Source organism: Williamsia muralis NBRC 105860, from assembly GCF_001598915.1.
In the GTDB taxonomy this organism is placed as follows: domain Bacteria; phylum Actinomycetota; class Actinomycetes; order Mycobacteriales; family Mycobacteriaceae; genus Williamsia; species Williamsia muralis.
On the sequence record NZ_BDAP01000004.1, the window covers coordinates 24,063 to 46,516 of the forward strand.

22 protein-coding genes, 1 tRNA gene and 1 other RNA gene are annotated in these 22,454 nt (G+C 64.6%); 7 read left to right on the forward strand and 17 right to left on the reverse strand.

Features of this window, described 5'->3' with window-relative positions:
* Positions 1–103 precede the first annotated feature (103 nt).
* On the forward strand, positions 104–676 hold the full coding sequence (locus WIMU1_RS15750; RefSeq protein WP_062798727.1) for a sigma-70 family RNA polymerase sigma factor: 573 nt from the start codon (positions 104–106) through the stop codon (positions 674–676).
* 117 nt (positions 677–793) lie between these two features.
* Entirely contained in the window at positions 794–2,062 is a 1,269-nt protein-coding gene (locus WIMU1_RS15755) for a cation:proton antiporter (RefSeq protein WP_255283882.1), read from the forward strand.
* A gap of 15 nt (positions 2,063–2,077) precedes the next feature.
* Here the strand turns inward: WIMU1_RS15755 and WIMU1_RS15760 are convergent, their stop codons facing one another.
* Positions 2,078–3,286 (reverse strand): RtcB family protein, encoded by a 1,209-nt coding sequence (locus WIMU1_RS15760; RefSeq protein WP_062798731.1) that lies wholly within the window; start codon positions 3,284–3,286, stop codon positions 2,078–2,080.
* Positions 3,287–3,396: 110 nt separating this feature from the next.
* Between WIMU1_RS15760 and WIMU1_RS15765 the strand changes: the two genes are divergently transcribed.
* Positions 3,397–3,789, forward strand: coding sequence for a cupin domain-containing protein (locus tag WIMU1_RS15765; RefSeq protein ID WP_062798732.1), 393 nt, complete (start codon positions 3,397–3,399; stop codon positions 3,787–3,789).
* A gap of 22 nt (positions 3,790–3,811) precedes the next feature.
* On the opposite strand, the gene WIMU1_RS15770 is transcribed toward WIMU1_RS15765, so the two are convergent.
* From WIMU1_RS15770 to WIMU1_RS15790, 5 genes are all read right to left on the reverse strand, one after another.
* On the reverse strand, positions 3,812–5,803 hold the full coding sequence (locus WIMU1_RS15770) for a hypothetical protein (RefSeq protein ID WP_062798734.1): 1,992 nt from the start codon (positions 5,801–5,803) through the stop codon (positions 3,812–3,814).
* 98 nt (positions 5,804–5,901) lie between these two features.
* Positions 5,902–6,303: a hypothetical protein gene (locus WIMU1_RS15775; RefSeq protein WP_120802680.1), complete on the reverse strand. Its 402-nt coding sequence runs from the start codon at positions 6,301–6,303 to the stop codon at positions 5,902–5,904.
* Positions 6,304–6,452: 149 nt separating this feature from the next.
* A tRNA-Ala gene (locus WIMU1_RS15780) sits at positions 6,453–6,525 on the reverse strand.
* Positions 6,526–6,672: 147 nt separating this feature from the next.
* Entirely contained in the window at positions 6,673–7,419 is a 747-nt protein-coding gene (locus tag WIMU1_RS15785) for a DsbA family protein (RefSeq protein WP_062798736.1), read from the reverse strand.
* Positions 7,416–7,958 carry a MauE/DoxX family redox-associated membrane protein gene (locus WIMU1_RS15790; protein WP_084248364.1) on the reverse strand — a complete coding sequence of 181 codons (543 nt, stop codon included), beginning with the start codon at positions 7,956–7,958 and terminating at the stop codon, positions 7,416–7,418. Before WIMU1_RS15790 ends, WIMU1_RS15785 begins: the two co-directional genes overlap by 4 nt.
* A gap of 106 nt (positions 7,959–8,064) precedes the next feature.
* Between WIMU1_RS15790 and WIMU1_RS15795 the strand changes: the two genes are divergently transcribed.
* Positions 8,065–8,814 carry a VIT1/CCC1 transporter family protein gene (locus WIMU1_RS15795; RefSeq protein ID WP_371850301.1) on the forward strand — a complete coding sequence of 250 codons (750 nt, stop codon included), beginning with the start codon at positions 8,065–8,067 and terminating at the stop codon, positions 8,812–8,814.
* 81 nt (positions 8,815–8,895) lie between these two features.
* On the opposite strand, the gene pgm is transcribed toward WIMU1_RS15795, so the two are convergent.
* Positions 8,896–10,542, reverse strand: coding sequence for a phosphoglucomutase (alpha-D-glucose-1,6-bisphosphate-dependent) (gene pgm / locus WIMU1_RS15800; RefSeq protein WP_062798737.1), 1,647 nt, complete (start codon positions 10,540–10,542; stop codon positions 8,896–8,898).
* A gap of 189 nt (positions 10,543–10,731) precedes the next feature.
* Here pgm and WIMU1_RS15805 point away from each other — a divergent pair, with 189 nt between their 5' ends.
* Together WIMU1_RS15805 and WIMU1_RS15810 are read left to right on the forward strand one after the other, a co-directional pair.
* Positions 10,732–11,937: a lipase family protein gene (locus WIMU1_RS15805; protein ID WP_062799178.1), complete on the forward strand. Its 1,206-nt coding sequence runs from the start codon at positions 10,732–10,734 to the stop codon at positions 11,935–11,937.
* Positions 11,931–12,515 carry an alpha/beta hydrolase gene (locus WIMU1_RS15810; RefSeq protein WP_062798738.1) on the forward strand — a complete coding sequence of 195 codons (585 nt, stop codon included), beginning with the start codon at positions 11,931–11,933 and terminating at the stop codon, positions 12,513–12,515. The genes WIMU1_RS15805 and WIMU1_RS15810 overlap by 7 nt, the downstream gene beginning before the upstream one ends.
* Before the next feature lie 111 nt (positions 12,516–12,626).
* On the opposite strand, the gene WIMU1_RS15815 is transcribed toward WIMU1_RS15810, so the two are convergent.
* The 10 genes from WIMU1_RS15815 to WIMU1_RS15860 all read right to left on the reverse strand — a co-directional run bounded on the left by WIMU1_RS15815 (position 12,627) and on the right by WIMU1_RS15860 (position 21,515).
* Entirely contained in the window at positions 12,627–13,472 is an 846-nt protein-coding gene (locus tag WIMU1_RS15815; protein ID WP_062798739.1) for an aldo/keto reductase, read from the reverse strand.
* Positions 13,473–13,559: 87 nt separating this feature from the next.
* Positions 13,560–13,927, reverse strand: a transfer-messenger RNA (tmRNA) gene (gene ssrA / locus WIMU1_RS15820).
* A gap of 116 nt (positions 13,928–14,043) precedes the next feature.
* Complete coding sequence (locus WIMU1_RS15825; RefSeq protein ID WP_120802678.1) at positions 14,044–15,513, reverse strand: cutinase family protein; 1,470 nt, start codon at positions 15,511–15,513, stop codon at positions 14,044–14,046.
* Between the two features lie 533 nt (positions 15,514–16,046).
* A complete protein-coding gene (gene smpB / locus WIMU1_RS15830) occupies positions 16,047–16,520 on the reverse strand; it encodes an SsrA-binding protein SmpB (protein WP_023963127.1) in 474 nt (157 codons plus the stop codon).
* 132 nt (positions 16,521–16,652) lie between these two features.
* A complete protein-coding gene (gene ftsX, locus WIMU1_RS15835; RefSeq protein ID WP_062798741.1) occupies positions 16,653–17,558 on the reverse strand; it encodes a permease-like cell division protein FtsX in 906 nt (301 codons plus the stop codon).
* Between the two features lie 66 nt (positions 17,559–17,624).
* Complete coding sequence (gene ftsE, locus WIMU1_RS15840) at positions 17,625–18,314, reverse strand: cell division ATP-binding protein FtsE (protein ID WP_023963123.1); 690 nt, start codon at positions 18,312–18,314, stop codon at positions 17,625–17,627.
* 66 nt (positions 18,315–18,380) lie between these two features.
* A complete protein-coding gene (locus tag WIMU1_RS15845) occupies positions 18,381–18,869 on the reverse strand; it encodes an Rv3103c transmembrane domain-containing protein (protein WP_062798746.1) in 489 nt (162 codons plus the stop codon).
* The gene (locus WIMU1_RS15850) at positions 18,866–19,804 is read right to left on the reverse strand and encodes a mechanosensitive ion channel family protein (RefSeq protein WP_023963119.1); all 939 of its coding nucleotides are present in this window, start codon (positions 19,802–19,804) and stop codon (positions 18,866–18,868) included. The genes WIMU1_RS15845 and WIMU1_RS15850 overlap by 4 nt, the downstream gene beginning before the upstream one ends.
* A 123-nt stretch (positions 19,805–19,927) precedes the next feature.
* A complete protein-coding gene (prfB, locus tag WIMU1_RS15855; RefSeq protein WP_062799180.1) occupies positions 19,928–21,040 on the reverse strand; it encodes a peptide chain release factor 2 in 1,113 nt (370 codons plus the stop codon).
* 64 nt (positions 21,041–21,104) lie between these two features.
* Positions 21,105–21,515, reverse strand: a complete 411-nt coding sequence (locus tag WIMU1_RS15860; RefSeq protein ID WP_030164381.1) for a hypothetical protein — start codon at positions 21,513–21,515, stop codon at positions 21,105–21,107.
* A gap of 132 nt (positions 21,516–21,647) precedes the next feature.
* Between WIMU1_RS15860 and hisN the strand changes: the two genes are divergently transcribed.
* Entirely contained in the window at positions 21,648–22,451 is an 804-nt protein-coding gene (gene hisN / locus WIMU1_RS15865) for a histidinol-phosphatase (RefSeq protein ID WP_062798747.1), read from the forward strand.
* The last annotated feature ends 3 nt before the right edge of the window (positions 22,452–22,454 follow it).

The following is a 22,454-nucleotide window of genomic DNA, read 5'->3' on the forward strand; positions in this document are numbered from 1 at the left end:
AGCCCTTGCTCGACTTCTCCACACACAATTCAAACCCGTCTCGGGGCCGGGCGATGGACAGCTGCGACTGTAACGGACTGAGAACATGTTCCTATACGGAAATATGACCGACGCACCCGAGACGGACTCAGAGGAGGACCTCGGCCAACTTCTCCAGCGTGTCTCCACAGGAGACGAAGCGGCGTTTCGGCGCTTGCACGACGCCACCCGAGCACGTCTGTTCGGGTTGATCTATAAGACCGTTCGAGACCTCGGGTACGCCGAGGAAACCCTGCAAGAGGTCTACATCGAGGTATGGCAGAAGGCCGGTCAGTATCAGCCGGAGATGGGCAGGCCGCTGTCGTGGCTCATGATGATCTGTCACCGGCGGGCGATCGACCGGGTGAGGGCAGAAGAACGGTTGCGCAAGAAGACCGCGGTCCTCGCGATGTTCTCGGTCGACATCCCGCAGGGGGGAGCCGATGAGCCCCTCCTGCTGCGCGAGGAGCACCTTCAGATCCGGCGGCACCTCAGCAAGCTGTCGAGTCGCCAGCGTCAGAGCATCGACATGGTGTATTTCGCCAACCTGACGCACGGAGAGACCGCAAAGCGTCTCGGAATCCTGGTGCCGACTCTCAAGACGCGCCTCCGCGACGGGATCCTGCGTCTGAGGTCGCAAATCCACGCCGAGGCGTGATCTCGCCCATCTGATCCGTCGCTGAAAATCGGTACTGAGGTTCGGTACCGGCCCTTCGGGGTACGGAGTGGTCATGGTCAGACCACACACCCCGGAGCGCCCGCGCTGAACGTCGAAATCGTCTACGTGTCGGCCGGCGTCGCACTGCTACTCGCTGCGACCGTTCCCCGACTTTTCCGCGACCGCGCCTTGTCGGCCCCGATGATCGTCCTTGCGATCGGAGCGATCACCGGACTCATCGTCGGGGACACCGGAACCGACCCGGTCTCCCCCCTCTCCCATCCGGCCGTGACCGAGTACCTCACCGAAGCCTGCGTCATCGTGGCGTTGATGGGTGTGGGACTGGCCATCGACCGCCCACTCAACTGGCGCACCTGGAGTTCCACCTGGCGCCTCTTGCTCATCGCGATGCCGCTGTGCATCGCGGGGGTCGCGGTACTCGGTTGGTGGGCCGCAGCCCTCACCCCCGCCGCTGCGGTCCTGCTCGGAGCGGCCCTGGCGCCCACCGACCCGGTGCTGGCCTCAGACGTCCAGGTCGAGGGACCGACCTCGGGCGAGGGCTCCCACCAGGAAGACGATGAGGTCCGATTCGCGCTGACATCCGAGGCCGGCCTGAACGACGCACTCGCATTTCCGTTCGTGTACCTGGCGATATTCCTGGCGACCAAGGGGCCGATCGAGGACTGGATCGTGCCGTGGCTGGCGTGGGAGCTGGTCGGCAAGATCGTGATCGGTGGTCTGGTCGGCTGGTTCGCCGGTGACCTGCTCGGCCGCGGATTCTTCCGTTTCCCGATCAAACACGCGCGGCTGGCCGATCGCGGTGAGCCGATCGTGGCACTGGCCGCGACCTTCGCGGTGTACGGCATCACCGAACTCGTCGGCGGTTACGGCTTCCTGGCGGTGTTCGCCTGCGCATTGGCCATCCGCAACGTCGAACGGTCCAGCGGTTACCACGAGGAGATGCACAGTCTCATCGAACAACTCGAGCACGTCCTGACTTTGGTTGTGCTGCTTCTCGTGGGCGCTGCCCTCACCTCCGGACTGCTGGCCGAACTGACCTGGGGCGGCGTCTTGGTGGGTGTGGCCCTGGTGTTTGTCATTCGACCCGTGGTCGGGTGGCTGTCGCTGCAGGGTTGCGCCGACCTCGGCCCCAAAGAACGCAGGGCCACCGCGTTCTTCGGGGTCCGGGGCATCGGCTCGATCTACTACCTCGCCTACGCGGTCGCCGAAACCGACCTGCCACAGGCGAACATGCTCTGGGCCACACTGTCTTTCACGATCGTCCTGTCGGTGGTGGTGCACGGCGTGAGTGCCGCGAGGGTGATGCGTCTGCTCGAAGGGGAACGCGATGACGCTGCCGCCGCGGACCGGGATCCGAAGCAGTGAACCACCCCCGCGGACTCAGGTTCCCTTGACGTTGAGTACCTGACGCAGTTCGAACTCGATGTCCACGAGCTCCTGCGCGTCACGCATGACAACGTCGATGTCCTTGTAAGCCGCCGGGATCTCGTCGATCCAGTCGGGTCCGTGCCGGTATTCGATGCCGACCATCGCCTTGTCCAGATCTGCCTCGGTGAACCGGCGCTTGGCTTCGGTGCGGGAGAACCGGCGACCGGCCCCGTGCGGAGCCGAGCACAAGCCCGCCGAATTTCCCTTGCCGCGCACGACATATGAGCGGGTGCCCATGGAACCGGGGATCACACCACGCACACCCTCGTGTGCATCGATGGCTCCCTTGCGGGTCAGCCACACGTCCTTACCCGCGTGGCGTTCCTGAACGGTGTAGTTGTGGTGGCAGTTCACCGAGTCCGTCGCGATGTCGGCAGGATCGCCGTCGTGTCCGATCCACTGCGCGAACACCTGTCGGAAGCGATCCATCATCTCCGCGCGGTTCTCGAACGCGAATCGCTGGGCCCACGACAGTTCGGTGAGGTATGCGTCGAACTGCGGTGTCTGCGCCGGCAGGTAGGCGAGATCGGCGTTGGGTAGCCCGATATGCCACTGCTTGCACAACTTCTGAGCGATCTTGATGTGCTTCTGGGCAATCTTGTTGCCGACGCCCCGCGAACCCGAGTGGAGAAACAGCCAGACGCCGCCGACGTTGTCGATGCACAACTCGATGAAGTGGTTGCCGCCTCCGAGCGAGCCGAGTTGCTCACGCCACTTGGGTGAGTGGGACAGGTCCACGCGATCGCTCGCGGCGTCCGCGGCCAGCGACGCCACCCGTTGCGCGGTGAACGGGAACCGGTCCAGCGAGCGGTTGTAGTTACCCGGCGACAGCGGGATGGCCGATTCGATCGATGCCCGCAGCACCGACAGATCACGGCCGGCGAGGTCGTCCTCGCTGTATCGGGTTCGCAGTGCGATCATTCCGCAGCCGATGTCGACGCCGACTGCTGCGGGGATCACCGCGTCGATGGTGGGGATGACAGTGCCCACGGCAGAACCCTTGCCTGAGTGTGCATCTGGCATGAGGGCGACGTGTGGGTGGACAAACGGCATCGACGCGGTCTCTTTCGCCTGCTCGATCGTGTTGTCGTCGACGTGCGACGCGAACGACAAGAGTTTGAACGAGTCGATACGTCGGGGCTTTCCCGCATTGCTGTCCATATGTCGGACACTATCGCCGGGGTCAAGGCGTTTGTGGTTGTCGCATTGTGACAACCACTTGTCACGCCTCACCTGATGAAAGGCAATCCATCACTTCGTCAGGAGTCGCCATGCACATCACCAAGAGTGAGATCCCGGTCAAGATCGATGTACCCGGGGCCAAGGCACGTCAGTTGCCCGATTTTGGGTCGGCGTCCGCCGGACCCGTGGGCGCAGAGTACTTCAGCCTCGGCGCGGGGACCGACATCGCGCCGCTACTCGAAGGTTTGGCCGACGACGCTTGCCACTCGCCTCACTGGGGTTACCTGATCTCTGGCGAGGTGGTCGTCAGCTTCACTGACGGTGCTGCCGAGACGTGCGTCGGCGGCGATATGTACTACTGGCCACCGGGACACTCGGTACGCGTTGTGCGTGACACAGAGGTTGTCATGTTCAGCCCACAGGTCGAGCACGGCGCCGTGATGGATCACATGCTCACCAAGCTGGCCGCCGCGACGCCCTAGAAAAGGCCTTGCCATGGACCACTCAACGAAGCACCGTCCACGTGATCGGCGCAACGGTGTCCGGTGAATAGCTGCAGCAGCTTCCGGTTCGTACGGTCTTCTTGAGGTGGTCTCCCAACACGGGGTCGTGCTCGGCGACACGGTCGAGCGCATACCGCAATGATCTGGTGACGCTGGTCCGGGCTCGTTCGGCGGCCCCACCGGAGTGGCGCAGCCGCCCGCCGAGTCCGACTGCGCCACTCAATTCGGCGAGCAGGAACTCGCGGTCGCGTTGCGCCAGATCGACCCGCCCGATGTCGTTGTTGTGCTCCGCCTCCGCGATGTCCTGATCGACCTCGTTCAATCGCCGGAGATACGCGGCACGGGCCTGTTCATCGATGATCGGGACCGGCTCGGCCACCTCATGGCCACCACACAGGTCCATCGCCCGAAACTCGTGACCGGGCCGCGACACCAATGTTGCCAAATATCGGAGGCCTCTGAGGTCGGCGAGAACCGTCTCGGTGTGACGGAACGCGAGCCGCCACCGGTCACCGGTCCACGCCATCGTCGCCGTCAGGGGTTCCGCGGTCGTCGCCGAGGAGTCCCCGGCCAGCAGCGCGGCCACTTCTGCCGACCGCCTGACCGCTCCGAACGACTCGAACTCGGCGTGAGCAGCCTGCCAGTCCAGACGACTTCGCACCGTGTCGCCCGCAGCTGCACAGGCAGTCCCCAGCATTACGCGGGCCACGGCCGCCTCATAAGGTGCGTCCAGCTCACACCACTGCACCACGGCGATGCCGGCTTCACCGACGGCGAGCTCCGGGATGCCGGCCAACAGGTGTGCCCGAGCTGTGGCCAGCGCCGCGCAGGCAGCCAGACCCTGACCGACGAACTGTTCGCTGATGCTGCGCAGGCGCGCAGCAGCCAGCGTTGCCGTAGCGGCGTCGCCACCGGCGTAGGCGATCTCGGACTGGGCGTCGAGTAACGGTACGAGCCGCAGGTCTCCGAACGGTGGCCGTTCCTTCCACGGCAGATCCGGCGGGTTGTTCACGGCGTCAGCGATGAGTTTCGTCGCCGCGCCGATCTCGCCCTGCTCCAGCCGCAGCAGCGCGAGGCCCGGCAGTGACGGCCATGCCCGTCGATGCGCCTCCAAGAACGCATCCTCTGCGCCATTCAGATCACCGAGGCGGAGCCTGATGTTGCCGAGTTCGACCAGCGGCCAGCCGAATTCGCGACGCATCCAGGGACGGAGTTCGTCACAGGCCGCGAGGGCCTCGCGTTCGGCCGCGGCGCCGGGGCCGCTGACTCGCAGTAGTTCGGCGCGGTGCACGCGGCATCGCCCATGTAAGCCCCCGTACGCGTGACCGTGGCGCCAGTGGTCCATGACGTCGGTCCATTCGCGGGCCCGGTCGTAGGCGAGCAATCCCTGCGCGGCGCAGATGAGTTCGCAGTAGAGCATCCCCGTGGTGAACGGATCCACGGCGCCCGACATGAGCTGCAGTGCAGCATCGTCGAGAATGGCGAGGCCCGGTTCCACCTCGCCGTCAGCGATGAGCAGACGTGCGGTCGCCACCTGCCCGAGGAGTACGGCAGGCGAGACATCCAGCTGTGCGCCGAGTTCCATCGATCGCTGAGCTTGCCGACGTGCTCCGTCCGGGTCACCGCACATGAAACGTTCGTACGTTCTCACCATCGCGAGCAACGCGTGAGCCGGCACCTCACCGAGCCCCGCGAGCTCGCGCTCGGCTCGCGCGACCCAGCCGCGAACCGGTGCCATCAAGCCGGTGTCGACCAGAAGGTGAAGTGCCACATGTGCTGCAGCCCAGCCCGCACCCGCATGCTCGCCTGCATCGCGTCGACGCTCGTACAACGACTCCCACACGCCGACAGCAACTTCGAACTCGCCGTTTCCGTAGTGCGCCATCGCGCGGGCCTCATCGGCCTCGGAGGATGTCTCGTGGGCGAGCAGAGCCAGCGCGGCGGTCCATTCGTCGCGCGCCATGGCCGCCTTGGCGTCGGAGAGGCCGGTCATCGCCCCAGATCGCTCATCGGCCCAGTATGACCGGGCACGATGTTCATTTGGGCGAAGTCACAAACCTCCGACTTTCGGGCGCGAACTGTTCACCCGTGTCAGGTGGCCCGCGTCGGCTGATACCGGCGTATCAAGCCGACCACGAGTGCAGCCGCTCCGGCCAATCCGAAGATCACGACCTCGCTGGTCTGGTCTCCGCGCGCGGACTCGCATGCCTGCACTTGGCTGGTGTTGTCGCTGAGCCCGAGACTGTTGGCGGAGTTGTCGCCGAGATACCGATCGGCCAGCGCCCGGGTCAAGTCCTTGGTGGTGTCGCCCAAGTTGAACTCGGCGTCCTTCGACACCGCCGACGAGTCGTCTTTGAGTGCCCAGCTCCCGCAGCCCGTGCCCTGCGAGTTGTCGACCGGCCAGAACGCGAACGCCGCAGCCACGACGAGCAGTATCGCCGCCGCGATGAGGAACACCCGACCCGGTTGCCCAGATCTCTTCGGCAGGTTCACAGCAGCGGGGTCCTTTCACGAACGAACGTCTTCTTTGATTCCTCGTTCATGACGCAAAGTTGTTACCGGTGGGCTTCGCGGCCCACAAACGAACAATCCACCTGCCGACGACGTATGTCGTGGACAGGTGGATCATCTTGTTTCAACGGTGGAGCTAAGGGGACTCGAACCCCTGACCCCCACACTGCCAGTGTGGTGCGCTACCAGCTGCGCCATAGCCCCGTATTCGGTTTTTGCACCCGCGCCAGGTTGTTTGCCCTGGTGCTGCGTGCTCGATCGAAATTACACCATCGGCGCGAACCCGGCCAAATCCGCTGTAGCGGCGACTTCGGCCGGGTTCGTTCCCGGGTTCACCGGGGTGCGATGTTGTCAGTTGTTTGCGCCACCGAGGATCTGATCGACCCAGCCGGTTCCGTTGGTGATGGTGACCTTCTTACCGTCTTGCAACACACTGGGAGTTCCGACCTGACCGTCGAGCGCCTTGGCAAGCTGGGTCTGAGACTCGTCAGCGATGGACTCGGCAGCCTGGACCTGAGTGCCGTCGGCGATGCACTGCTGGGTGGCATCCGATGCGCCGACTTCCTTGGCGAACCCGGCCAGCGTCTGGTTGTCGTGGTCGTCGCCGCCCTCCTTCGGCTGCACCGCGAAGAGCTTGGAATGGAACGCAAGTTTCACGTCCTGGTTCTCGGCGTCGGCCACGCACTTCATCGCGCCCGCTGCCCGAGAGCTGTAGTCACCCGACCCCGACTGCTCGTTGAGGAAGGTCAGCATGTGGAACCGCACCTGCAGCTGGCCACTGTTGACGGCGTCGGTGATCGTCTGGCCGGATTGCTTTTCAACGCTGGCGCACGCCGGGCACTGGAAGTCCTCGAACATGTCGATGGTGTGCGGCGCTGTCGGGCTGCCCACCACGAAGGTCGCAGAGTTGGACAACACGGCGCTGTCGGCGCCGCCCTTGTTGCGCTGGCTGTTCCAGATGATGCCGCCGATGACCACCGCCGCGATCACCAACACCGCGAGGCCGGCGAGCACATACGTGGTGGTGCTCGACTGCGCCTGGGGCTGGTACTTCGACTTCGCCGTCTTGGGAGCGGGCCGTTTGTTGTTGCTACTCAATGCTTTTCCTCGGTTGCCATTTCATCATCTACACCCGCGGCCGTCGCGGGGTCGTTGGAGTCATCGTCGTGGTCGTCGCGGGCCGCCCGTGGTCGAGAGCCCGGGCCGAGCGCCAGGTGGCTTCGCGGGAAAACGATCAGCCACGCTGCGAGTGCCAGGAACCCGACATCCCGAAGGATCTCGGTGAGGTAGTTCCGCCACGACACATCGGCTTCCCCACCGCCTCCGAAACAACCGCAGTCGATCGTGTAACCCCGTGCCCACACCGACACGATGGCCGCGATCAGCAGCACCAGCAACACCGCCGAGGCGATGGCCGCCGGACGTACGGCCAACCCGATCAACAGAAGCAGTCCCAACGCGATCTCAGCCATGGGTAGCACCAGCGACACCGCGTACGCGGTCGAATCCGGAAACAGGTGATACGCCTTCACCGCGATCTCGGACTGGTCGGGATCAACCGCCTTGATGCCACCGGCGATCAGCCATACCGCCGCCAAGCCGATACGGACCGGCACGCTCACGACGTATCTCCACACGCGCACCAGCCTAACGACCACCGCCTGAGAGGTCGCTTAGCAAATCAGCAAGCTTCAGACACGTGCGGAGCAGAGGTCGACAGGTGTCGGCCGATACCATCTCGTGGTGACCATTCCAGGTTCCCCGGACCAGACACCGCACCCTGCTGACGTGGGTGTGGAAGAGGTCGGGCACACCCACGCCAACGTGGCAGGCGGTCGACTCCGTGCCGCGACATTCGGCGCGATGGACGGCTTGGTCACCAACATCAGCCTCGTCGCCGGTGTCGGCGCGTCAGGCGCCAGCGGGCACACGATCGTGCTCAGCGGAGTCGCCGGGCTGGTGGCCGGAGCGTTCTCCATGGCCCTTGGTGAGTTCGCCTCGGTCTCCACCCAGAACGAGCAGGTGGACGCCGAGGTACTCGTCGAGCGTCGGGAGATGCGCAAGCACCCTCGAGAAGAACTGCACGAGCTGGTCGAGGCGTTCATCGACATGGGGATGTCGGAGCAGACCGCGACGGCGGCGGCCGCTGAGATCCACCAGGACACCGACAAAGCTGTGAGCCTGCACCTGACGCAGGAACTCGGCGTGGATCCCGATGAGAAGCCGTCACCGAAGGTGGCCGCGGTCTCGTCGTTCGTGATGTTCTCGATCGGCGCGGTGCTCCCGCTGATCCCTTATCTGCTCGGGTTTGAATCGCTCACTGCAGGATTGCTTGTGGGTGCCGCCGGCCTGATCCTGGTCGGCGGGCTGGCTGCCCGGATCACCGGCCGACCGATCTGGAAAGGCGCGCTGCGACAACTCCTTTTCGGTGTCATCGCAGCCGGCGCCACCTATCTCGTCGGATTCTTGATCGGGGTGCCCGCGGGCGGCTGACCCAGTCCACGCACGGTCTTGCGTGTCGCGCTTCGGTTCGAACCGGAGCGGGGCGCACAAGACCGTGCGGCGTCTGGTCTCTCAGCTCGATCCGAGCACACCGTCCACCAGTTCCTGGGCCTCGTTCTGAACCTGAGCCAGATGGTCTGCGCCGTTGAAGGATTCGGCATAGATCTTGTACACGTCTTCGGTACCCGAAGGCCGGGCCGCAAACCACGCGTTCTTGGTGGTCACCTTCAGACCACCGATCTTTGCGCCGTTCCCCGGCGCCTCGGTGAGCACTGCGGTGATCTCCTCGCCGGCCAGCTCGGTCGCCTTGACCTGCTCGGCCGACAGCTTGCCGAGCACCGCTTTCTGCTCGCGGGTGGCCGGGGCATCGCGACGCGCGTACGCGGGCGACCCGCCGTATTGCTCGGCCAGCTGCGCATACCGTTCGGACGGTGAGATGCCGGTGACGGCAAGGATTTCCGAGGCCAACAGCGCCATGATGATGCCGTCCTTGTCGGTGGTCCACACCTGCCCGTTCTTGCGAAGGAATGACGCGCCCGCGCTTTCCTCACCACCGAAACCGACCGAACCGTCGAGCAGGCCGGGCACAAACCACTTGAAACCCACCGGCACCTCTACGAGCTGTCGGCCGATCCCCGCGACCACCCGATCGATCATCGACGAGGACACGAGGGTCTTCCCCACTGCCGCATCCTTCGGCCAATCGGGCCGGTGGGTGAACAGGTAGTCGATGGCAACCGCCAGGAAGTGGTTCGGATTCATCAGGCCGCCGTCGGGCGTGACAATGCCGTGCCGGTCAGAGTCGGCGTCGTTGCCAGTGGCGATCTGGAAAGAATCCCGCGCGTCGATCAGCGATGCCATTGCGTTCGCGGAACTGCAATCCATCCGGATCTTGCCGTCGGTGTCGAGGGTCATGAACGAAAACGTCGGATCCACAATGGGATTGACGACAGTCAATCGTTCCAGCGTGTAACGGGCACCCAGCTCGGCCCAGTACCCAACTGACGCGCCGCCCATCGGATCGGCACCGATACGCACACCGGAGTTCCTGATGATGTCCATGTCGACCACAGAATTGAGGTCGTCCACATAATTGGCGCCGAAGTCATAGGTCCCGTAGAACTCGGACTCCTTGGCCCGTTCGAACGGGATTCGTCTGACGCTGCCCAGACCGCTCTGCAACAACTCGTTGGCGCGAGCGGCGACCTGAGAGGTGATGTCGGTGTCCGCAGGTCCACCGTTGGGCGGGTTGTACTTGAAGCCGCCGTCGCGTGGAGGGTTGTGGGACGGCGTCACGACGATCCCATCGGCACTCGGTCCCCCGCCGCGGTTGTGCGTGAGAATCGCATGACTCAACGCCGGTGTCGGAGTGAATCGGTCTTTGTTGTCCACCAGCACATGGACGTCGTTGGCCACCAGGACTTCGATGGCCGTCTGCCATGCGGGCAGCGACAACGCGTGGGTGTCGCGTGCGATGAAGAGCGGTCCGGTGATGCCGGCGACGGTGCGGTACTCGACGATCGCCTGGGTGGTCGCAATGATGTGGTCCTCGTTGAACGCACCGTCGAGACTGGAGCCGCGATGGCCCGACGTGCCGAAAACGACTTGCTGGGCCGGATTTTCCGGGTCAGGCTTTTCCGAGTAGTAGGCGTCGATCACCGCCGACACATCAATCAGATCTTCCGGTAGTGCCAGGGTCCCCGCACGCGGGTGAGCCATTGAAAATCCTTCCGGTTGTCTGCGACCGGCCGGCGGGCGGCGGTCACAATCCTCGGCGTCTTTGACTGGACCATCCGAATTCTGCCACCGATCGCGGTCGCCATGGGGTTGGCGCGGGTTACACTCCTCCCGAACACCGCTCCAAACGTCTGGGCGGACGACCTCGGTCGGGGTGACGGAGGCACAACAATGCGCGTTCACACGTTGTTTCGGCGTGGGCTGGGAGTGAAGGTCGCGGCCGCCGTCTTCGCAACCGCCGCTGCCATCGGGTTCACCGCTGCGCCCGCAAGCGCTGCCCCGTTCATGCCGGCCACCGACTCGGATCCGTTTTATGCAGAGCCCGCGGGCATCGAGGGTGTTGCCAACGGTGACGTGCTCCGAGTGCAATCGCTGCCGAGTCCGTTCCCCGGATCCAGTGCACAGAAGGTGTTGTTCCGCAGCACCAATTCGCAGGGCGAGCCGATCGCCGCTGTCACGACGGTCATCGTTCCCGACGGTGGAGCCCGCCACGACCTGCTGTCGTATCAGCCGTTCACCAACTCGCTCGGGCCGCAGTGCGCGCCGTCGCATCAGATCTTCCGTGGCGGTTTGCAGGAGCAGCAACTCATCGGTCTGGCGCTGGCGCGTGGCGTCGCGGTGAACATTCCCGACCACCTCGGACCGACCAGCGCATACGGGGCGGCCCGACTCGGCGGCACCATCACGCTGGACTCCATCAGGGCCGTCCAGTCGAGCCCCGGATTCCGGGTCGGCGATTCTCGCACGGTCCTGGCCGGGTATTCGGGTGGCGCCATGGCCACTGCCTACGCAGGCGTGTTGGCACCCACGTACGCCCCGGAACTCGATCTCGTCGGTCTGTCCGCAGGTGGCACACCGGTGAACCTCGAAGCGATCGCCCGCACGCTGGGGGTGGCCCCGAACCCGCTGTTCGGCCTGGGCTTCGCAGCCTCCCTCGGCCTCGAACGCGAGTACCCGAACGAGGTGTCATTGTCTGAGCAACTGAACGATCGGGGGGCCGCGCTGGCCAACCAGATCCGCAACGCGTGCACCGACCAGATCGTCGATGCCGGTGCCAACATGAAGATCGCCGACGTCGTCAACTCGGGCACCCTGGCCAACACTCAGGCCGGTGTCGATGCCCTCAACCGCAACAGCGTCCAGATGTTCCCAGGCGCGCCGCGGATGCCGGTGCTGCTCTACCAGGGTGCCGATGATCAGCTCACTCCCACGTCCCGGGTGCTGGCCACCGCTGCACACTGGTGCCGCCAGGGAACGCGGGTACAGACGGTGATCGTCCCGGGTGACCACGGCTCCACCATCGCGTCCGGTGTCCCGATCGCATTGAGCTACCTCAACGACCGCGTGGCAGGGGCGCCGGCACCCAGCACATGCTGATACCCGGTTTGCCGGTGGCGGCATCGGTCTTGGTGTTGCCCGGTGGCACCGACAACTCCACGACGCCGTTCAGCCGGCGTCAACCCGCGCCGATGCGGATGTACCCGTTCACGTTGTCGCTGCGTGCGCTTCCGCGAGTAGTGGTGCACCAGGCCGTCTACGACGTCCACGGGTGGAACGGCGAGCACAACAGTCCCCTCGCTCCGGCCCAAGCCGCCTTTGACCACCTCATCGACGCGCACCCGGATTCCCCGGTGATCCTGGTCGGGCATTCGATGGGCGGCAGGGTTGCCGCGCACCTCGCCGCCGACAAGCGGGTGGCCGGCGTTCTCGCCTTGGCGCCATGGTGGCAGCACGCGGATTGGGAGTACATCCACGGCGAGGCACGGGTCTTGGCGCTGCACGGGACTGCCGACCAGCGAACGTATTCGGCCCGGACGGAAAAGGGCATCACCCAACTCCGCGAACGTGGGGTCGACGCCGAGTTCGTGCCGATCGAGGGCGGCGGTCACGCCATGCTCGACCACGTCTGGACGTGGCAATCGACTGCCCTGACTTTCGTCCGCAGCTTCCTGTAGTCGAAGTTCGCGCCACCTACGACGAAACGCCCCGGTTGCAACCGGAGCGTTTCGAAGTGAGCGGAGCGAATTTCGGCCTGAGGGGTCGGCCTGAGGGGTCGGCCTGAGCGGTCAGCCGACGTAGTCGAACGTGTCGGGATTCGGGCCGACCCGACCGTCCTCGCCCTTGTCGAGCGCGTCGATCTTGGCAACTGCGTCGCTGTCGAGTTCGAAGTCGAACAGCGCGAAGTTCTCTTGCACCCGCTTGGGGGTCACCGACTTCGGGAAGATGATGTCGCCGCGCTGAATGTGCCAGCGCAACACAACCTGTGCCGGGCTCTTGCTGACCTCGGCGGCCAGGTCGGTGATCACCGGATCGTCGAGAACCTTGCCCTGCGCGATCGGTGACCAAGCCTCGGTCGCGATGCCGTGGTCCCTGCCGTACTTGCGCACGGTGTCGTTGGACAGATACGGGTGAACCTCGATCTGATTGACCGCCGGCACCAGTTCGGTCTCCTTGGCGAGCCGCTCGAGGTGCTCCACCTGGAAGTTCGACACACCCACGGACTTCGAACGGCCCGACTTCGCGAACTCGATCATCGTGTTCCAGGTGGAGACGTAATCGCCGCCGTACTGGGTGGGCAGCGGCCAGTGAATGAGGAACAGGTCGATGTAGTCGAACCCGAGATCGGACAGGGTGGTGTCGAACGCTTTACGCGCAGCATCGGGCTCGTGGAACGAGTTGTTCAGTTTGCTCGTCACGAAGATCTCGTCGCGCGGGATGCCCGAGGCGCGAATGCCTTCGCCCACCTCTTTTTCGTTGCCGTACATCTCTGCGGTGTCGATGTGCCGGTAACCGATGTCGAGTGCCGTCTTGACCGCATCGGCGGTGTCCTCGGGTTTGATCTGGAAGACACCGAAGCCCAGCTGCGGAATGGTGTTCCCGCCGTTGAGAGTGATGTTCGGAACCTGAGTCATCGTCGTACTCTCCTCATTGGTTGTGCCCTGGACACAGAAACGGGGAGAGAACCATTGTTTGGTTCTCCCCCCGTATCCGTGATCTGACGGTGGAGCTGCCGGGAATCGAACCCGGGTCCTTCGCCGTTTCAGCAGGGCTTCTCCGTGTGCAGTTCGCTAAGCCTCTACTCGGATCTCTCGGTCACGCGAACAAGCCGAGATGACGATCCCAGTCGCTGTTTGATGTCCCATTGCGGTCCGCGACCGCCCGCAACGGTTAGCTCTCTGAATGATGCCGGTACCCGGGGCGAGAGCTCACCCGGGCCGACAGACCAGCCGTCGCTTAGGCAGCGAGGGCGTAGTCGCGCTGATTCTTATCGGCGCTTAATTGGTTGCTATGACGCTTACGGTGGTCTCTAGCCTGCACCGACACGCTTCCCCTACCTTGACGCACGCAGTCGAAACCGTTCAGCCCCTCGATAGGTTCCACCGCACCGAAGTACGGCAGACATACATCGTAACAAGCACTGCGGCCCGAATCATTCCCATTTCGATTCGGGCCGCAGTGTCGTCACCCTCTCGGGTGCTGTGATCAGGCCGGTTGCACGGCTGTACCGATCACTGCCAGTGCCTCGGCGAGCGGGTCGCGCGAGTTGATCACCTTCTCTGCCGAGTCCAGCACCACGTCGACCACCTCGGGAAGCTGCGGTGCCACCACGCCCACACTCTCGACGACGGCGGTTGCGATCTCGACTGCGTCCGGTGCCTGATCGGCCAACGAAACCGACCCTTGCTCGACCGTCGAATCGAAGGACGCCACCGGAGTGTCGCCAGCCGGCGAGTCGTTCACCGCCGACTCCCGCAACCACGTGCTCACGTATTCCGAGCCCGTACGCCCCGACGAATCGGCAGGCTGGTCGAAATAGCTGACGTGGCTCGGCCCCGGGTACCAGTAGCTGGGTTCGGTTGCCATCGTCACGAGCCCGAGATTGTCGCGGAGGCCGGCCTCCCTCTCGTACTGGAGTCTCGCCTCCCAGGAGACGGGAAGATCCACCACGAAGCCGAGCACTCCGGAGACAGACAGATCGTCCGGGGTGGGCACGGCCACTGATGGCGAACTGTTCTTCTCCACCGCCTGGCCGAGCGATTCCGAACCCGACAGCCAGTCCGGCGTGGCGAGTACGTACGCACCGGTCCGCAGTGCCGTACGGACTAATGCGTTCCCGAGATCAGACGCAATGCCTGACGGGTCGGTGGTGTCGATGTGCATCTGTTCGGCGATGTTCGCGCCCGTCCGGACCACCTGTGCATCCTCGGGAATCGAGCACGCGAAGTCGCCTGTCTCACAGAGAGATACGACCCGACCGGTGAGCGCACCGAATCCGGCCGATCCAACCGACCCGATGCCACCGCCGACCGCGACCTCAGTGGTACCGGACAACGTGCGAGCCCCGTTCAGCGGTGCCCGAAGACCCGGTGCCCCGGGTACGAGACCCGTACCGGCGGCGCGGTTGGGATCGGAGATCAGGTACACGCCGCGTACCCGATCGGGCGCCACAGGCCCCCGGTTCTCGCCGATGTCCGCGGCGACCTTGTGTGCGATATCGGCGCCCTGGCTGTAACCGACGATCGCGATGTCGGTGCCCGGTCCGCACTGTGCCCCGATCTGGCGGATCTGGGCGTTGGTGGCCTCGACTCCTCGCGCGGAGGAATCGGCGTATGTGGTCCCGTCGGCGGTGTAGCCGAAGTCTGCCGGGTACGGAACGTAGGTGGTTTGCATTTCCCCTGGTGGCACCCCACGCCCGGCTTCTTCGATCGTGGGGGCCAGAACTCCGGCCTGCTGGTGCGGGTCCCGGTTGACGCTCGAGTCGAGCGTGCCCGGTACCACCACCACGTGCAGGTCCGGGCAGTCACTGATCGGCCGGGCCGATGCGACCTGCGGTGCTGCGGTCAGCGAGATCGCCGCTGCCGCTACAGCGGCAGCGCCCAGCACAGAACCCCGTAAACGGCGTCTGGCCGGTGAAGAGGTGAGGCCACCGGTGTGGCCTCGCGTTCGATTCATGCTCGGTTGCTCCTGTTTTGACACGCACCACAAAGGGCGACATGTTCTTTACGATGTGCCCGAAAACGGCCGATTGGCCACCCGCATCAACGAGGGCTTTCCAGAAATGACACATGGCGATCATCTGTCATCCGATTGAACGGCGCGCGGCGAGAAAGGCACGCGCACACAAATTGCTGGGCGCGACAGGTGAACGAAATGGTCCACGTCGGCTCAGCACTTGAGGTTTGGGCCACCGAGGCACGTGAATGTGATCTTCATCGCTCAATGCGGTCCGGGGACACGGCGGACCGTGCGATGAGGTAGTTCGTGTCCGCTTGCGGCCGAGCGACTCTCGGCCGGCGCCCGATCACCCGCCGGGCGAAGAGCCATGGCTCTCAACTCGAAAGTCCGGCACAGTGTCCGATCGGCGATTCGAACGGAACCTGTGCGCGCGGACCCACGAACAAATCGCAGAAGAAAGCACGGTGGACAAATAGATGAATTGTCCAAGATCAATTCAGGCGGCGACGCCGAATATGCGGTGGGTGTTTTTAACGCATTCCCTTGACGCGCCGGCCCAATTCACGAGTGACCTCGCGTTCGGCGTCTCGACGGGCCAGATCATGCCGTTTATCGTGAGCCTGTTTACCGCGCGCCAGCGCCAATTCCACTTTGACCTTGCCATCGCTGAAATACATCGACAGCGGTACCAGGGTCAGGTTGCCGTCACGGATTTTCCCGATCAGGCCATCGATCTCACGGCGGTGCAGAAGCAGTTTGCGATTGCGGCGGGGGGCATGGTTTGTCCACGAACCGTTGCCGTACTCCGGGATGTGTAGGCCCCGCAACCACACCTCGCCGTTGTCGACGGTGGCGAAGGCATCGACCAGTGACGCCTTACCATCGCGCAGGCTCTTCACCTCGGTGCCCAGCAACGCGACGCCCGCCTCGTAGGTGTCGAGAATGGCGTAGTTGTGCCGCGCCTTACGGTTCGTCGCAATCGCCTTGCGACCTTTTTCCTTCATCGATTCACCTACCTTCGTCCCGTCTTCATGCGCTTGTGGTGCGCCGAGCTGTTCATTTCACCGAGCCACGCAACACTACACACGCTGCGTCCGGACGTCGCGTGATTTGTCTACCGGCCGAGAACGGCGGTGTCACTCGCGGACGTAGTACCGCAGCGTGCCGTATGCCGTCACGCTCGAGAGCACCACACCGATGATGATCAGCCACGGGGCCACGAACAACACGTCGGCCGTCTGGATCTTGGCCAGGATGTTCACCCCGTAGAGGTCTTGCAGTGCCCGGTCGAAGAACAACGCCTTGGCTCCGAATAGTCCCGCGATGGCCAGCAGTGAACCCACCACGGTCGCGACCACCGCTTCGAGGAGGAACGGCAACTGGGTGTACCAGCGGGTCGCACCCACCAGGCGCATGATGCCCACTTCCGTGCGTCGGGTGTAGGCAGCCACCTGAACAGTGTTGGCGATCAACAAGATCGCGGCGATCGCCTGCACCAGCGCGATGGCGAAGGCGGCATTACGTGCCCCGTCGAGGACGCTGAAGATCCGTTTGACCAGCTCGCGTTGATCGAGGACGCCGTCCACTCCGTCGGCGTCCTTGAACTGATCGAGGACCGCACCGAACTGATTCGGGTCCGCCATCCTGACCTTGAACGATGCGGGAAGAGTGTTCTCCCGCACCAGCGCGGCGATGTCCGGGTTGTTCGCGAACGTCGTGGTCTTGGCGTCTTTGAACGCCTCGGCGCGGTCGATGTACTGCACCGACTCCACGCCACGGGCAGCTTCGATCTGCTCACGCAGCGGCGCACACGGCGCGGCCTTGCAGTCGGGGTCGGCGTCGGTCACCGGATCGGAGATGAAGATCTGCATCTCCACCCGGTCGAGGAAGATGTCCTGGGTCTTGTCGGCCATCTGCACCACCAGCAACCCGGCGCCGAACATGCCCAGCGTGATCGCGGTGGTGATGGTCATCGCCATGGTCATCGTGACGTTGCGGCGCAGTCCGTTCAGGACCTCGCTCAATATGAAACTCGCGCGCATGTGAGTTCGGGTGTCCTCCCGGTCGGGACTACAGAAGTAGGTGAAGGTCGAAGGGTCGGAGTCGGCTCAGCCGCCGAGCCCGTAGACGCCATGGGCGTCGTCACGGGTGAGACGGCCGTTGCTGAACTCGAGCACACGGCGCCGCATCGCATCGACGATCTGGCGGTCGTGTGTTGCCATCACCACCGTGGTCCCGCGTCGGTTCACCCGATCGAGCACCTCGACGATCTCCCGGCTGGTGTCGGGATCCAGGTTGCCGGTGGGCTCGTCGGCGAGCAGCAGCAGCGGCCGGTTCGCGATGGCGCGGGCGATGGCAACGCGCTGCATCTCACCGCCCGACAGCTCGTAAGGCATGCGGTCCGCTTTGCCGGACAGCCCGACGTACTCGAGGACTTCCGGAACCACCTTCGACACGGTGCTCTTCGGCTTCCCGATCACCTCGAGGGCAAACGCGACGTTCTCGGCCACCGACTTCTGCTGCAGCAAACGGAAGTCCTGGAAAACACATCCGATGGACTGGCGAAGCTTCGGCACGCGTCTGCCCGGCAATTTGTTCACGTGGAAATCGCCCACATACACATCACCCGAGGTGGGTTTGTCTTCCTTCAACAGGAGCCGGAAGAAGGTGGATTTACCTGATCCGGAGGGGCCGATGAGAAACGCGAAATCGCCCTTGTCCACCTCGAGAGAAAGATCTCGCAAGGCGGGCCTGGTCGATGCCTTGTATTGCATCGTCACATTCTTGACGCTGATCACGGTCTGCCAGTGTAACCACGGATCCTGGCCATCCGGCTCAGACTTGCCCGGGCCCGGGCACCGAGATCACCTCGCGATGCTGGGGGTGGGGATCTCCAATCCCGGGATCAGCCCGCCCCGGGGCTGCTCGGTCTGCGTGGGGACCGTGGTCTCGAGGGTCGACGAGCTCGAGGGTGGCTCGACCTCCACGGACGACTCGGTGGTCTCGGGTGTGGTCGTCGTAGCGGTTGTTGTCGTCTCCTCGGTGGTCTCCGGAGGCGGCGGTGTGGTGGTGGGGACCTGTTGCTGCCGGCTGGTCGTCGCCTGCGCCTTCTCGTCGTCGAGATTGCTGTAGTACTCCGACCGCTGGCCGTACAGGAGCATGGCGCCGATGAACAGCAACACCAACGCTGCTGTGGTGGTACGAACCCTGCCGCCGAAGAGTGTGCGCGGGATCCGGTGCCACCACGCTGGGCGGTCCTCGGTCTCTGCGGCGGCCGGCGTGGGCGCACCGCCGGCGGGGATGTTCGCCGAGTTCAACGGCTCGTTGTCCGGGTTCTGTTGGTTGTCGGTCATCGGCTTCCCTCCTCGGCTGCGACGGGTGACACGGAATCGGTTTCGATGACGCTGCCCGGGGCCAGTGCGATACCGGCGCGACCGAATGCCCGGACGATGCGCGAGCGGAGGTCGCGGCTCACCTCGAACTGTTTGCCCGGCAGGGTGCGGGCGACGATGCGGACCGTCATGGTGTCCACCTCGATGTCGATCACGCCCATCGCGGTCGGCTCATCGAGCAGCAGGTTGCGGGTGCGCGAGTCGGTGAACGCCTGGTGCCCGATCTGGGCGATGAGGTCGTTCACCTTGCTCATGTCGGCACCGATCGGCAACGGGATGTCCACCACCGACCGCGCCCAGTCCTTCGACAGGTTGATGGCCTTGACGATCTGGCCGTTGGGGATGGTGATCATCTCGCCATCGGCGGAGCGCAGTTTGGTGATGCGCAGTGTGACGTCCTCCACCGTTCCCTCGGCGGGTTCGGTCGCGCCGACGATGGCCAGGCTGACCACGTCTCCGAATCCGTACTGCTTCTCGGTGATGATGAAGAATCCGGACAGCAGGTCCTGCACGATGCGCTGCGCACCGAAACCGAGTGCCGCACCGAGCACTGTCGCGGGCGCGACGAATCCGGTGATGGGGACGTTGAACTGCCGCACGATGTTGAAGCCGGCGATGATGTACACGATTGCGATCGCCGCCCAGGCGAGGATCTGCGCCACCGAATGGCGATGCTTGATCGCCTCCGAGCGCACGAGGGCATCGGATTCGGTGAACTGCGAGTCGATGCGCGCGGTGATCCGTCCGACCACCCACTGGATGAATCGGGTCGCGAGCAGGGCGCCGAGCACCCAGAGAACGATGGAGAGTCCCTGTAGGGACAGCCATCGGACGAAGCGGCTGGTGCCGGCCGGGGTTTCCGGCGCTGCGGTCACGAGCGCGACGAGGTCTTGCATCAAATCGGGTTGCTCCTCCGGGTCGTGTGTTGGGATCGAGCCAATACCGTCCGGCGCCTACTCGAAGCACGCGGCCGGTGGACACCGGTTCAGGCGGGTGGTGCGGTCAGGCGTTGTGCGGCCTCAGGCGTTCTGTGCCATCCGCCAGCGAATACCGGATTCGATGAACCCGTCGATGTCGCCGTCGAGAACCGCGGTGGGGTTGTTCACCTCGAACTCGGTCCGTAGGTCTTTGACCATCTGATAGGGATGCAGCACATATGACCGCATCTGGTTGCCCCAGCTGGATCCGCCGTCTCCCTTGAGGGCGTCCATCTCGGCGCGTTCTTCCTTGCGTTTGCGCTCGAGCAGCTTGGCCTGCAGCACGCGCATGGCGGCTACCTTGTTCTGCAACTGACTCTTCTCGTTCTGACAGGTCACCACGATACCGGTGGGAATGTGTGTCAGACGCACAGCGGAGTCCGTGGTGTTCACCGACTGTCCACCAGGGCCGGATGAACGGTAAACGTCAACGCGCAGTTCGGTTTCCGGGATCTCGATGTGGTCTGTGGTTTCCACCACAGGGAGCACCTCGACCTCTGCGAACGACGTCTGCCTACGACCCTGGTTGTCGAACGGACTGATCCGCACCAACCGGTGGGTGCCCATCTCGATGGACAACGTGCCGTACATGTACGGTCCCTTGACCGCGAAGGTGGCCGACTTGAGTCCGGCTTCTTCGGCGTAGGAGGTGTCGTACACCTCGACCTTGTAGTTGTGCTTCTCCGCCCAGCGGATGTACATGCGCATCAGCATCTCGGCCCAGTCCGCGGCATCCACTCCACCGGCGCCGGATCGGATGTTGACCAGCGCGTCACGGTGGTCGTATTCACCCGCCAGCATCGTCTTGACCTCCATCGCCTCGATGTCGGCCCGCAGTGCGATGCGCTCGGCGTCGGCGTCGGCCATCGCCTCGGTCTGGGACGCGCCTTCCTCGGATTCGGCCAATTCGTAGAGGAGTGGCACGTCTTCCAGTCGCTGCCTCAGCTCGGAGACGCGCCGCAGCTCGCCCTGGGCGTGGGACAGCTCGCTGGTGACCTGCTGGGCGTGTTCCTGGTTGTTCCACAGCTCTGGATCGGCGGCCTGGTGTTCGAGTTCGTCGATCCGTCGCCGGAGCTCCTCGAGGTCGAGCACCTTCTCCACTGTGGTGAGGGTCGAGTCGAGGGCGTCGAGGTCTGCTGAAACGTCTGGATGCACGGTCACCCAGGCTACCGGTCCTTCGAGACCATGGCGGCGACCGCCGCAGCGGGACTCTCGAGGATCAGTGCTTACGCAGGTCCGGGCCCGACGTGCCCGGACCACCGCCGATCGACCCGGCGATCTGCCAGGTCGATTCGGCCTTACCCGGTTTGTAGGTGACCGGGACCTGGTCGCCGATCTGCGGCCACGCCGACGACATCGGCATCACGAACCGGCCGTAGACATCGGTCGGCGCTGTGTCCGGCCCGGTGATCGTGCCCGAGACAGTGCAGAAGGCCTGGTGGTTCTTGTCACCTTCGATGGGTTTGTCCGCCACCCCGGTCAGCGTGAGGGTGCCGGGCACCCGATCGGTGAACGCGGCGTTGCCCTCGCGAGGGGCAGCGGCGCCACCGGACCGTCCGCGTTGCCACTGGATCAACAGCACCGCGAGCAACCCGGCGAGCATCAGCGTGATGATGATCGAGAACCACATGAAAATCGCACTCCTGGGGTCGGAAGCGGTCGCCGGTCCGGTCGTTCGCGGCACGCCTGTCGGTTGTCATCAGGTTAGCCGGACGACCTGGCGACAATGGCCGGCAAGCAGGTGTCTGTAGTTTTAGCGTCCATGAACTCGCCGACGCAGTCCGACCTCGACGTGGCGCTGACGCTGGCCGACGCCGCCGACGCCATCACCATCGACCGTTTCGGCGCGGTGGATCTGCGCGTCGACTCCAAACCCGATCTGACCCCGGTGTCCGACGCCGACCTCGCCGTCGAGACGACGCTGCGTGAGAGGCTCGCGGACCTGCGTCCCGACGACGCGGTTCTCGGCGAAGAGTTCGGGGGCGAGGCGCAGATCAGCGGTCGTCAGTGGGTGATCGATCCGATCGACGGCACAAAGAACTTCGTGCGCGGGGTGCCGGTGTGGGCCACCCTGGTCGCGCTCCTCGTCGACGGGGTGCCGCAGGTGGGTGTGATCAGCGCGCCCGCTCTCGCGCGCCGGTGGTGGGCTTCGGCGGGCGAGGGCGCGTTCGCGCAGCGTCCGGACGGCTCGGCGCGGCCGATCACGGTGTCGCAGGTGACCGAACTCGACGCGGCGAGCCTCGCGTTCTCGAGCCTGTCGGGGTGGCGCGACCGCGGGATCCGGGATCAGTTCATCGCCTTGACCGACGCTGTCTGGCGGGTCCGCGGTTATGGCGACTTCTACAACTACTGCCTCGTGGCCGAGGGCGCGGTCGACATCACCGCGGAGCCGGAGGTGTCTTTGTGGGACCTCGCGCCGCTGGACATCCTGGTGCGTGAGGCGGGCGGGACGTTCACCTCGCTCGACGGAACGGCCGGCCCCCACGGCGGGAGTGCGATCGCCACGAACGGCGCCTTGCATACGGCCGTTCTCTCGTCGCTACGGCCGCGCGACGGCGCATACTGACAC